Origin of the sequence: Azotobacter beijerinckii (assembly GCF_900110885.1) — a bacterium.
In the GTDB taxonomy this organism is placed as follows: Bacteria; Pseudomonadota; Gammaproteobacteria; order Pseudomonadales; family Pseudomonadaceae; genus Azotobacter; species Azotobacter beijerinckii.
Window position 1 is genome coordinate 29,747 of sequence record NZ_FOFJ01000016.1, and the last position, 12,410, is coordinate 42,156.

The 12,410-nt window shown below is 66.6% G+C and carries 10 protein-coding genes; 9 read left to right on the forward strand and 1 reads right to left on the reverse strand.

Features of this window, described 5'->3' with window-relative positions:
* Positions 1 to 182: 182 nt before the first annotated feature.
* The 3 genes from BMY22_RS10355 to tcuB all read left to right on the forward strand — a co-directional run bounded on the left by BMY22_RS10355 (position 183) and on the right by tcuB (position 3,862).
* Positions 183 to 1,106, forward strand: coding sequence for a LysR family transcriptional regulator (locus BMY22_RS10355; protein WP_090621741.1), 924 nt, complete (start codon positions 183 to 185; stop codon positions 1,104 to 1,106).
* Between the two features lie 130 nt (positions 1,107 to 1,236).
* On the forward strand, positions 1,237 to 2,691 hold the full coding sequence (gene tcuA / locus BMY22_RS10360) for an FAD-dependent tricarballylate dehydrogenase TcuA (protein ID WP_090621743.1): 1,455 nt from the start codon (positions 1,237 to 1,239) through the stop codon (positions 2,689 to 2,691).
* Positions 2,678 to 3,862, forward strand: coding sequence for a tricarballylate utilization 4Fe-4S protein TcuB (tcuB, locus tag BMY22_RS10365; protein WP_090621744.1), 1,185 nt, complete (start codon positions 2,678 to 2,680; stop codon positions 3,860 to 3,862). Before tcuA ends, tcuB begins: the two co-directional genes overlap by 14 nt.
* A 31-nt stretch (positions 3,863 to 3,893) precedes the next feature.
* On the opposite strand, the gene BMY22_RS10370 is transcribed toward tcuB, so the two are convergent.
* On the reverse strand, positions 3,894 to 4,784 hold the full coding sequence (locus BMY22_RS10370; protein WP_090621746.1) for a LysR family transcriptional regulator: 891 nt from the start codon (positions 4,782 to 4,784) through the stop codon (positions 3,894 to 3,896).
* Between the two features lie 167 nt (positions 4,785 to 4,951).
* Between BMY22_RS10370 and BMY22_RS10375 the strand changes: the two genes are divergently transcribed.
* The 6 genes from BMY22_RS10375 to BMY22_RS10400 all read left to right on the forward strand — a co-directional run bounded on the left by BMY22_RS10375 (position 4,952) and on the right by BMY22_RS10400 (position 12,348).
* Positions 4,952 to 6,034 (forward strand): 4-oxalomesaconate tautomerase, encoded by a 1,083-nt coding sequence (locus tag BMY22_RS10375; RefSeq protein ID WP_090621747.1) that lies wholly within the window; start codon positions 4,952 to 4,954, stop codon positions 6,032 to 6,034.
* 70 nt (positions 6,035 to 6,104) lie between these two features.
* Positions 6,105 to 7,415, forward strand: coding sequence for a dicarboxylate/amino acid:cation symporter (locus tag BMY22_RS10380; RefSeq protein ID WP_090621749.1), 1,311 nt, complete (start codon positions 6,105 to 6,107; stop codon positions 7,413 to 7,415).
* A gap of 148 nt (positions 7,416 to 7,563) precedes the next feature.
* The gene (locus tag BMY22_RS10385; RefSeq protein WP_090621750.1) at positions 7,564 to 8,895 is read left to right on the forward strand and encodes a CitMHS family transporter; all 1,332 of its coding nucleotides are present in this window, start codon (positions 7,564 to 7,566) and stop codon (positions 8,893 to 8,895) included.
* Between the two features lie 54 nt (positions 8,896 to 8,949).
* Positions 8,950 to 9,666: a TerC family protein gene (locus tag BMY22_RS10390; protein WP_090621752.1), complete on the forward strand. Its 717-nt coding sequence runs from the start codon at positions 8,950 to 8,952 to the stop codon at positions 9,664 to 9,666.
* A gap of 100 nt (positions 9,667 to 9,766) precedes the next feature.
* Complete coding sequence (locus tag BMY22_RS10395; RefSeq protein WP_090621753.1) at positions 9,767 to 11,110, forward strand: OprD family porin; 1,344 nt, start codon at positions 9,767 to 9,769, stop codon at positions 11,108 to 11,110.
* 167 nt (positions 11,111 to 11,277) lie between these two features.
* Entirely contained in the window at positions 11,278 to 12,348 is a 1,071-nt protein-coding gene (locus tag BMY22_RS10400; protein WP_244158845.1) for an AbrB family transcriptional regulator, read from the forward strand.
* Positions 12,349 to 12,410: the final 62 nt, after the last annotated feature.

Sequence of the window (12,410 nt, forward strand, 5' to 3'; positions counted from 1 at the left end):
AACTGCCTTGTTCTTGGCTTCGCAGCCCGTCCGCTGGGCGACGCAGGACGGGGTGGCTTCGGAAGGGCGCTTTCCCGGCGACAGCCACCGAAAACTGGCCGGCCGATCTGGACAGCCGTCCTTGCCGCCATGCTAAGTTGCCGCTCCTTCATTCCTGAGCGAACGTTCTCGCAGGACAGCCGATGGAACTCAGGCAGTTGCGCTATTTCGTCAAGGTCGTCGAACTGGGAAGCCTGGGGCGGGCCGCACTGGAGCTGGGTGTCGGCACCTCGGCGCTGAGCCAGCAGATCGCCAAGCTGGAAAGCGAGCTGTGCGCCCGGCTGCTGAATCGCAGCTCCACCGGCGTGACGCCGACCAGCGCGGGCCTCGCCTTCCTGCACCATGCCCAACTGACCCTGCGCCAGGCCGAGAATGCCGTGCAGGCCGCCCGCCGCGACCGCATGAGCGGCTATGTCAGCCTGGGGCTGGCGCCGACCACCGCCAGCGTGCTGGCCCTGCCGCTGATCGAGGCCATGCGCGCGCGCTACCCGGATATCCAGCTGCACCTGGTGGAAATGCTCTCGGGCTACCTGGCCGGCCAGCTCAATGCCCGCCAGCTGGATCTCGCGGTGCTGTTCCAGACCGACATGGCCAAGCGCTGGAGCGTGATGCCGCTGCTCGACGAGCGACTGTTCGTCATCCATTCCCCGGCGCGTCCCGCCCCCCCGGGCGAGAGCCTGAGGCTGGCCGATCTCGGCGACCTGCCGCTGGTCCTGCCCAGCGCACAGCACGGCCTGCGTACCCGCCTGATGGCCGCCTTCGAAAGCGCCGGAGTCGTCCCCAACGTGATCATGGAGATCGACGGCCTGGCCACCCTTATGGACGCCGTGCGTGCCGGGCATGCCGCGACCATCCAGCCGGGCGCCGCGGCGGCGCATTCCGACGAGGCCGGGCTCTGCGTCGTGCCGATCATTGATGCCCATGTGAGCCGGCGCAACCTGCTCGCCAGCCTGTCGGACGACGAGCTGTCGCCTGCGGCCCTGGCCACCCGGGTGACGGTTGCCGGCGTCGCCCGCGAACTGGTCCGCACCGGGCATTGGCCCGGCGCCAGCCTGCTGGGCGAGTGATCCGGGGTCTTCAGTTTTACTGAACACCCCCCGCGCAAAGTGGCCTGTCGGGGCCATCCCCGCCTGACTATCGTGCCTTCCACGGGTGGGGAGCCCCTTCGTTTCGCCTCCCCGCCGAGGAGGAGACGAGATGATCGATGTACTGGTGGTCGGCGGCGGAAACGCCGCGCTGTGCGCCGCCCTCATGGCACGCGAGGCCGGTGCCCGGGTGCTCTTGCTGGAGGCCGCACCGCGCCGCTGGCGCGGCGGCAATTCCCAGCACACCCGGAATCTGCGCTTCATGCACGAGGCCCCGCAGGACGTGCTGGTCGATGCCTATACCGAAGAGGAGTTCTGGCAGGACCTGCTGAAGGTCACCGGCGGCATGACCGACGAGCGTCTCGCCCGGCGCGTCATCCGCGACTCGTCCCGTTGCCGGGACTGGATGCGCCGCCATGGCGTGCGTTTCCAGCCATCCCTGTCGGGCACGCTGCAGCTGGCGCGCACCAATGCCTTCTTCACCGGTGGCGGCAAGGCCTTGATCAATGCCTACTACCGCAGCGCCGAGGCACTGGGCGTGCAGATTCGCTACGACAGCCCGGTGACGGGGATCGAACTGCAGGGCAATCGCTTCGTCGCCGTGCATCTGGCCGCGCGGGAGGTCGATGGCGTGCGCCGGCCGGCCGAACGCATCGAGGCGCGCAGCTGCGTTCTGGCCGCCGGCGGTTTCGAATCCAACCGCGACTGGCTGCGCGAGGCCTGGGGACAGAACGAGAACGGCGACTGGGCGGCGGACAACTTCCTGATCCGCGGAACCCGCTTCAACACGGGCACGCTGCTGCGCGCCCTGATCGACGCCGGTGCCGATCCTGTCGGCGACCCGACCCAGGCCCACATGGTTGCCATCGACGCCCGTGCACCGCTCTACGACGGTGGGATCTGCACCCGCATCGACTGTGTGTCGCTGGGCGTGGTGGTCAACCGTGACGGCCGCCGCTTCTACGACGAGGGCGAGGATTTCTGGCCCAAGCGCTACGCAATCTGGGGGCGCCTGGTGGCGCAGCAGCCCGGCCAGGTCGGCTACTCCATCATCGACCGCAAGGCCGTCGGCCGCTTCATGCCACCGGTGTTTCCCGGCACTGCCGCGAGCACCCTTGGTGAACTGGCCCGTCAGTTGAGCCTGCCCGAAGCTGCGTTCGTGGAGACCATCGAGGCCTACAACCAGGCCTGCCGGGTCGGCACCTTCGACCATACCGCACTCGACGACTGCCGCACCGAAGGCCTCTCGCCGGCCAAGACCCACTGGGCCCGGCCGATCGACACGCCGCCCTTCTATGGCTATCCGCTGCGTCCGGGCGTCACCTTCACCTACCTGGGGCTCAGGACGGACGAGACGGCCGCCGTGCACTTCTCCGGCAAGCCCAGCCCGAACCTCTTCGTCGCCGGGGAAATGATGGCCGGCAACGTGCTCGGCAAGGGCTACACCGCCGGGGTCGGCATGAGCATCGGCACGGCGTTCGGCCGGATCGCCGGCAGCCAGGCCGCCGCCGCGGCCGGCCATCACCCAGCTTCCATGACTGCAGGACAAGACCATGCAATCGCTTGATCCCGGGGCACAACCGCCCATCTCCGGCGCCGGCGGCGCCCTCCAGCCGATCCCGGTGCTCAACGTCGCCGCGGCGGAAGTCGACCGGCAGCTGCATATCTGCAATGCCTGCCGCTACTGCGAGGGATTCTGCGCCGTGTTCCCGGCCATGACCCGGCGCCTCGACTTCGCCCAGGCGGATATCCATTACCTGGCCAACCTCTGCCACAACTGCGGTGCCTGCCTGCATGCCTGCCAATACGCCGAACCCCACGAGTTCGCCGTGAACGTCCCGCGGGCGATGGCCAGGGTGCGCCTGGACACCTATGCCGAATACGCCTGGCCGCCGGCGTTGGGCCGGCTCTACCGGCGCAACGGGCTGACGCTGTCGCTGGCCACCGCCGCCGGCCTGGGACTCTTCCTGGCGCTGACGTTGGCCATCAAGGGCACCCTGTTTCCCGGACCGCTGGTGGGCAACTTCTACGCGATCTTTCCCCACGACGCGCTGGCGCTGATGTTCGGCCTGGTCTTCGCCTTCGCCACCCTGGCCCTCGGCATGGCCGTGCGGCGCTTCTGGCGGGAGGTTTCGCCTCCCTCGGAAGAGCCCGCGCGGAGCGGCGCGGCGGCGCTCGAAGCCTCGCGCGCCGTGCTGCAGCTGAAGTACCTCGACGGCGGACACGGCGAGGGCTGCAACGAGGAAAGCGACCGCTTCACCCTCTGGCGGCGGCGCTTCCATCACTGCACCTTCTACGGCTTCCTGCTGTGCTTCGCCGCCACCTCCGTCGCCACGCTGTACCACTTCGTGCTGGGCCTGGAGGCGCCCTATCCCCTGACGAGCCTGCCGGTTCTGCTGGGGACGGCCGGCGGTCTCGGGCTGCTGGTCGGCCCCGCCGGCCTCTTGTGGCTGAACCGGCGCCGCCATCCGGAGCACGGCGACCGCGCGCAGCGCCCCATGGACCGTGGCTTCATCGCGCTGCTGCTGCTGGTCAGCCTCAGCGGCCTGGTGCTGCTGGCCGGGCGGGACAGTGGGGCCATGGCGCTGCTGCTGGCGCTGCACCTGGGCGCGGTCATGGCGTTTTTCCTGACCATGCCGTACGGCAAGTTCGCCCATGGGATCTTTCGCAGCGCCGCCTTGCTGAAGTTCGCCATCGAGAAGCGCCAGCCCGGCCGGTTGCGGATGGGCGGCGAGTGAGGGCGGCAGGCCGGGGGATGTGGCGATGGCGTCATTGCGGCCACTGCTGCAGCAGGATGGAGACGAACTTGTCCGCCGCCGGCGACAGCGAGGCGCCGCGGCGGCGAACCAGGCCCAGGCTGCGGTTCACCACCGGCTCGATCAGCGGGACGCTGACCAGCGTCGGGTGATCCGCAGCGGGCATGGCCAGGCTGGGGACGGCGGAAACGCCCAGTCCGGCCTCGACCATGCCGAGCGAGGTCGACAGGTGCTGGACCTCATAGAACCACTTGGGCCGCCAGCTCAGGCCCGCCAGGGCATGGTCGAGCAGCATGCGGTTGCCGCTCAGGCGGCCCACGCCGATCAGGCGGTAGTCGGCCAACTCGGCCCAGCGTACCGATTCCCGCGTCGCCAACGGGTGGTCGCGGCGGCAGGCCAGGACGAAGGGCTCGTTGACCAGGGAGAGGAATTCGATGTCGGGATGCTGCCCGCTCATCATGTTGATGCCGAAGTCGGCCTCGCCGCGCAGGACGGCTTCGAGCCCCTCGTTGGCGCTGAGGTCGAGCAGGCGGATGCGGATCTTCGGGTACTGCTCGTTGTACAGGCGGATGACCGAGGGCAGGAAGTAGAACGCCGCGGTGGGAATGCAGGCCAGGGTGACCTGGCCGGTCTGGCGCTCGGCGAGTTCGCGGATGCTCATGATCGAGTCCTCGAGATCGTCCAGCACGCGCCTCGCCTTGGGTAGGAAGTCGCGTCCCACGCTGGTCAGGCTGACCCGCCGGGTAGTGCGGTCGAGCAGTGGGGTGCCCAGCCCCTGCTCGAGTTTCTTGATCCGCCGCGTCAGCGCCGGCTGGGACAGGTGCAGGGTTTCGGCGGCTTCGTGAAAACTGCCTAGTTCGGCGATTTTAACGAAAGATCTGATGTCCTGGAGATCATATTCCATGGTTTTTCGCTACTCCTGCGCTGTCGGCGCCGCTGTGGGCTGCTGCCAGTTTTGATAACAGAATCGGAATAATAACTCAGATATTTGCATTGGAAGCATTTTTGTTTCCGTGTGAACCTCATAAAAAAGCATCAATGAGCCGAATTGATAAACAGGAGTTAGTAATTATGCAGCGTATCCCTTGCGTGCTGATGCGTGGCGGCACTTCCAAAGGTCCGGTGTTTCTGGCCAGCGACCTGCCCGGCTCGACCCAGGAGCGCGACGAGCTGCTGCTGGCGATCATGGGCTCCGGCCATGAGCTGGAAATCGACGGCATCGGCGGCGGCAGTCCGCAGACCAGCAAGGTCGCCATCGTCAGCCCCTCTGAGCATCCCGACGCCGACGTGGACTACCTGTTCGTCCAGGTGATGGTGTCCCAGCGCCGCGTGGATACCGCGCCCAACTGCGGCAACATGCTCTGCGCCGTCGGCCCCTTTGCCGTCGAGCAGGGGCTCGTCCCGGCCAGTGGCGCGGTGACCCGGGTACGCATCCGCAACCTGAACACCAACACCTTCGTCGATTCGGAAGTGCAGACGCCCGGCGGCAAGGTCCGCTACGAAGGTGACACCGCCATCGACGGCGTGCCCGGCACCGCGGCGCCGATCAAGCTGACCTTCCTCGATGCCGCGGGCAGCAAGACCGGCAAGCTGTTCCCTACCGGGCAGGTGCTCGACTGGTTCGACGACATCCCGGTGACCTGCATCGACATGGCCATGCCCATGCTGATCGTCGAGGCCAGCCAGCTGGGCAAGCGCGGCGACGAGAGCCCCGCCGAACTGGATGCCGACCAGGATTTCCTGCGCCGTCTGGAGGCCCTGCGCCTGCGCGCCGGCCTGGCCATGGGGCTGGGCGATGTGAGCGACAAGGTGATTCCCAAGCCGGTGCTGGTTTCGCCGCCCAAGGCCGGCGGCACCCTGCAGGTCCGCTACTTCATGCCGAGCAACTGCCATCGGTCGCTGGCCATCACCGGCTCGATCGGGCTGGCGACCGCCTGCGTCAGCGAGGGCAGCGTGATCTCCCGGATGCTCGGCGAGCGTCTGCCGCGCGATCTGGAGCAGGTGCGCCTGGAACACCCGAGCGGTGCCATCGAGGTCGCGCTGGCGCGTACCGGCGCCGACGGCAGGACCATCCGCGCCGCAGTGATTCGTACCGCGCGCCGGCTGTTCTCCGGCGAGGCCTATGTGCCCGCCGCGCAGCGCCTCGCCAGTTGACGAAGCCGCCTTGAGCCACGCAGGCGGGCAGCCTGCGCATCAAAACAACTCGAACAATCGGTGATGCATCATGAAGTTGGTCAAATCGCTGTACTTCCAAGTTATCTGTGCCGTCATCCTCGGCGTGCTGGTCGGATACCTCTGGGGCGAGCAGGCCGTCGTGCTGAAGCCCCTTGGCGACGCCTTCATCAAGCTGGTCAAGATGATGATCGCCCCGGTGGTGTTCTGCACCATCGTCACCGGCATCGCCGGCATGAGCGACAAGCAGTCGCTGGGCCGGCTGATGAGCAAGACGCTGTTGCTGTTCCTCGGCCTGACGGTGGTCAGCCTGGTCATCGGCCTGGTCGCAGTCCACCTGTTCCAGCCCGGTGCCGGTATGAACATCGACCCGAGCCAGCTGAGTACCGCCGGGCTGGGCAAGTACGCCGAATCCGCGGCCAAGCTCGGCGTCGTCGAGTTCTTCATGCACATCATCCCGGAGACTTTCGTCGGTGCCTTCAATAAGGGCGAGGTGCTGCCGGTGCTGTTCATCGCGGTGCTGTCGGGCTTCGCGCTGTCCGCGCTCGGTGAACATGGAAAGCCGGTGCTGAACGTGCTCGAAAGCGCCTCGCACATGGTCTTCAAGATCTTCTCCTACCTGATGCGCTTCGCCCCGGTGGGCGCCTTCGGCGCGCTGGCCTTCACCGTCGGCCATTACGGCATCGGCTCGCTGGGCTCGCTGGCCAAGCTGATCCTGACCCTGTACATCGCCTGCACCTTCTTCGTCCTCGTTGTGCTGGGTGGTCTCTGCCGCTGGCATGGCTTCAGCCTGTGGAAGCTGCTGCGTTACTTCCGCGAGGAGTTCCTGGTGGTGCTGGGCACCTCGTCCACCGAGCCGGTGTTGCCGCGGATGCTGGAAAAGCTGCAGGCACTGGGCTGCCGCAAGAGCCTGGTGGGGCTGGTGCTGCCGACCGGCTACTCCTTCAACCTGGACGGCACCGCCATCTACCTGTCGCTGGCCGCCGTCTTCATCGCCCAGGCCTGCAACATCGAGCTGTCGATGACCCAGACCCTGACCATGCTGGCGGTGATGCTGCTGTCGTCCAAGGGGGCGGCGGGCGTCACCGGCAGCGGCTTCGTCGCCTTGGCCTCGACCCTGACCGTGATCCACGACATCCCGCTGGCCGGCCTGGCGCTCCTGATCGGCATCGACCGCTTCATGTCTGAGGCTCGCGCCCTCACCAGCCTGGCCAGCAACGCGGTGGCGACCGTGCTGATTGCGCTGTCGGAAAACGCCTGCGACCGCACGCTCCTGCTGCGCACTTTGAACGGCGAGGCGCCGGTCGCTAAGGCGTCCGACGAAAACTGGCAACCCGCCGCTCGGGAAGCCGAGCGTACCTGAGGCCGCGCCGGCCTTTTCCCTGAGCTATTCCCGACCGCCGGGCGGCGTACGACAGGTGCGCCGCCCGGCGGGTAGGGGACCCTCTGCCTGCACATTGGGCAAACCTTGACCCATACGGTTCGATCAATAACTACAAGAGAATCCGCTTATGCTCGCCCTGCTCGGTCTCGCGATGGTGGTCGTATTCACCGTCCTGATCATGACCAAACGTTTGTCCCCCATCGTTGCACTGACCGTGGTGCCCATCGTCTTCGCCCTGATCGCCGGTTTCGGCGGCGGCCTCGGCAAGATGATGCTGGATGGCCTCAAGATGGTGGCGCCCTCGGCCGCCCTGCTGCTGTTCGCCATCCTGTTCTTCGGCATCCTCATCGATGCCGGGCTGTTCGACCCGCTGATCCGCCGCATCCTCAAGGTGGTCAACGGCGATCCGGTGAAGATCGCCATGGGCACCGCGCTGCTCTCGCTGCTGGTCGCCCTGGATGGCGACGGCACCACCACCTACATGATCACCTGCGCCGCCATGCTGCCGCTGTACAAGCGTATCGGCATGAACCCGATGGTTCTGGCGATCCTCGCCATGCTGTCCTTGAGCATCATGAGCATCATGAGCATCATGAGCATCATGAGCGGCATGTCGCCCTGGGGCGGTCCGGCCACCCGGGCCATCGCCGTGCTCGGCCTGGATGCCGGCGAGTTCTTCGTGCCGCTGCTGCCAACCGTCATCGGCGGGGCCGCCTGGGTGGTGTTCACCGCCTGGATGCTTGGCCGCGGCGAACGCAAGCGGGTCGGCAGCGTCGTCCTGCAGTCCGGCGGCAGCAACTGCTACATCGAGGAGATTCTCGGCGACAGCACCCACAAGCGGCCCCGCCTGGCCTGGTTGAACCTGCTGCTGGTGGCTGCGGTGATGGTGGCTCTGGTGATGGGCGTGATGCACTCGGCCGTGCTGTTCCTGATCGGTTTCGTGGTCGCGCTGATGATCAACTATCCCCATCTGGAACAGCAGAAGGAACGGGTTCTCGCCCATGCCGGCAACGCCATGACCGTGGTGCTGCTGGTGTTCTCCGCCGGGGTGTTCGCCGGCATCTTCTCCGGCACCAAGATGGTCGATGCCCTGGCCCAGGGGCTGGTGGACATGATTCCGCCGGAGTGGGGGGCGCTGTTCCCGCTGGTGGTGGCGATCACCAGCATGCCGCTGACCTTCGTGCTCTCCAACGACGCCTACTACTTCGGCGTGGTGCCGATCCTCGCCAATGCCGCGGCGGCCTATGGCATCGACTCGCTGGAGATCGCCCGCGCCTCGGTGCTCGGCCAGCCGGTGCATCTGATGAGCCCGCTGGTGGCCTCGACCCTGCTGCTGGTGGGCATGGTCGACCGCGACATCGGCGAGTTCCAGAAGGCCACCTTCAAGTGGGCAGTTCTCACCTCGCTGGTGATCACCGCCCTGGCCCTGGTCACCGGAGCCCTGACCTTCATCGCCTGACCCCTAAGCGGCCGGATGCCCCCGGCCGTTCAACCGACAATCTGAGGACCCTTTATGGACTGGCTGACCAACCCGGAGATCTGGGTTGCCTTCTTCACCCTGACCGCGCTGGAGATCGTGCTCGGCATCGACAACATCATCATGATCTCCATCCTCGTCGGCCGCATGCCGAAAGAGATGCAGCCACGCACCCGCCTGTTCGGCCTGGCGCTGGCGATGGTCACCCGGATTCTCCTGCTGCTGTCGATCTCCTGGGTGATCGGCCAGGGCATCTCCGGACGCGACCTGATCCTCTTCTTCGGCGGCCTGTTCCTGCTGTGGAAGAGCAGCACCGAGATCTACCACGGCCTGGAAGGCGACGACGAAACCAACGAAGCCCCCAAGGGCAGCGGCCAGTTCATCGGCACCATCATCCAGATCGCGATCATCGACATCGTGTTCTCCCTGGACTCGGTGATCACCGCCGTCGGCATGGTCTCCCACGTGCCGGTGATGATCGCCGCGATCATCGCCGCCGTACTGGTGATGATGGCCGCCTCCGGCACCATCAGCGAGTTCATCGACCGGCACCCGAGCCTCAAGCTGCTCGCCCTGTCGTTCCTCATCGTGGTCGGCACCGTGCTGATCGCCGACAGCTTCGAGGTGCACGTGCCCAAGGGCTACGTCTACTTCGCCATGGCCTTCTCGCTGGCGGTGGAAGCGCTGAACATCCGCATGCGCCGCCCACGCGCGGAACCGGTGCATCTGAGCCGGGACATCCCCGGCCAGTAGGCCGCCCTCCCGGACCCATCGTTGCCTGATCCATCCGTGCGCCCGACAGTCGGGGCGCACGGCAACCCGTACCTACCGCACAAGAATAATAGGTAGTCCCATGCACAAGCGTTTCACCTGCGGCCTGACCCTGTCCTGTCTGAGTCTGTTGCCCGCCGGCTATGCCAGCTCGCAAGGTTTCTTCGAGGACAGCAAGGCTTCGCTCAATCTGCGCAACTTCTATATCAACCAGGACGTCCGCAACGAGGACCGTGGCGGGGTGGAGGAGTGGGGCCAGGCCTTCGTCCTCGACTACAAGTCCGGCTTCACCGAGGGGCCGGTCGGCTTCGGCCTCGATCTGCTGGGCCAGTACGCGCTCCGCCTGGACGCCGGCGGCGATGCGGACAAGCCGATCAGCGAGATCGACCGCCGCCCGGGCTCGGTCTTCCCGCTGGAAAGCAACGGCAAGGCGAGGCGCGACTTCAGCCGGCTCGGGGTGACTGCCAAGCTGCGCTTCTCCAAGACCGTGGCGCACGTCGGCACTCTGCTGCCCAAGCTGCCGGTGGTGAGTTACAGCGACGGGCGCCTGTTGCCGCAGACCTTCGAGGGCGCGCAGGTCACCTCCAACGAGATCAAGGACCTCACCCTGATCGCCGGCAAGCTGGAGCACTCCACGGACCGCAACTCCAGCAACAGCGACAGCCTGTCCATCGCCGGCGCCAACAGCGGCAGCAAGGCTCAGTTCAGCAACGAGTTCTACTACGGCGGCGCCGACTACAAGGTCAACAAGGACCTGCTGCTGCAGTACTACTACGGCAACCTGCGTGATTTCTACAAACAGCACTTCCTCGGCCTGGTGCACAACTGGGCACTGCCGGTCGGTTCGCTGAAGACCGACCTGCGCTACTTCGACAGCGATTCCGACGGCGAAAACTCCAGTGCTTCCGGTCGGGCCGAGGGCTACGTCAGCAGCGGCTACTGGGGCGCCGGCTCGTCCAGCCAAGGCGAGGTCGACAACCGTCTGTGGAGCGCCCTGTTCACCTACAGCCTGGATGGCCATGCGCTGAGCCTTGGCTACCAGAAAATCACCGGCAACAGCGATTTTCCCCATATCAACCAGGGCAATGGGCGCGTGCCCTACCTGATCACCAATGCGCAGATGGGCAAGTTCACCAGCGCCGGGGAGAACACCTGGGTGGCCGGCTACGCCTACGACTTCGCCAAGGCCGGCATTCCGGGACTGAAGGCCAGCCTGATGTACTACAGCGGCGACGACATCGACGCCGCCGGCAGCGACCGCCGCGAGTGGGAGCGCGACATGCGGATCGACTACACGGTGCAGTCGGGCCTGTTCAAGGGCGTCGGCCTCACCTGGCGCAACGCCATGTGGCGCGGCAACGACGTGGGGCAGCGGGACCAGGACGAGAACCGTCTGATCGTCAACTACAGCATTCCCCTGCTTTGAAAGGAGGAGGCAGAGGCCTTTTCCGACAATGGTAAGGTTGCTGCTGCCGTTGGGGCGGACACACCGACGTTGCCCCGGCAATACAGACCTGCCTGGTCTTTCGACCTGCGGATCGCATCCACCGTGACGGATGCGATCCGCTTCTTGCTCAAGGCCGTCATGTGACCATCAAATTTCCCCCCGTCCCGGCAGGCCTGCTTGCCCGCTGCAAACCCTGGATTCTCAGCCCGCTGGCCGGTGCTCTCGGCGGCGGCCTCGCCCAACTGCTCGGCTGGCCGCTGCCCTGGATGATCGGCGCGCTGCTCGGCGTCGCGGCGCTGCGCTGCCTGGGCTGCCTGACCCTCCCCATGCCCCATGGCATCAAGGTCGGCCAGTGGATCATAGCCACCGGGATCGGCCTGCACTTCAACCCGGCAGTGCTCGAGCAGATCCTCGCCCACCTCGGCCTGGTGCTGGTCGGCACCTTGCTGACCGTGCTCACCTGCGTCATTGGCATCGTCCTGCACCGGCGTCACGGGGAAAGCTTCGCCACCGCCTACTTCGCCAGCATGCCCGGCGGCGCCAGCGAGATGGTCAACCTGGGCCGGCCGCATGGCGCCGAACTGCAGCACGTGGCCGCCAGCCACAGCCTGCGCATGATGCTGGTGCTGGTGGGCATCCCTGCCATCTACACCTGGCTGTTCGCCGGCGGGCAGGCGGCTACCGTCACCCACCTCTGCCCCGATGCCGGCTGGCTGGCTCTGCTGTTCGTCCTCGGCGGTCTGGTCGCGCTGGTCTTCCAGCGCTGGCGTTTCCCCAACGCCTGGCAACTCGGCGCCCTGCTGGTCAGCGGCCTGTTCAGCGTCACCTTCGACCTGCACATCGGCCTGCCGGACGGCGCCGGCGAAGTCGGCCAGTGGCTGCTGGGCAGCAGCCTGGGCTGCCATTTCGAGCGTTCGTTCTTCCGTCGCGCCCCGGCGTTCATGCTGCGCACCCTGCTGGCGACGGTCGCGGCAGTCCTTCTCGCGGTGCCGATCGCCCTCCTGATGAGCTGGGTTTCGGGCCTGGACGCGCGGACGCTGGTGCTCGGCATGGTGCCCGGCGGCATCGCCGAGATGAGTCTCACCGCCGAGGCGCTGGGCTTGGTGGTGCCGCTGGTCACCGCGATGCAGGTGCTGCGCCTGCTGCTGGTACTGTTTTTGGCGAGGCCGGTGTTCCGCTTCTGCAGCGAGCGCCTGACAGTGGGAGAGGCGAGGTAGCCGGGCTGCCGCTGCTCCTGTCATGTCCGGCGAGGGGCGTTGTGCTCGCAAGCCCGGAACGG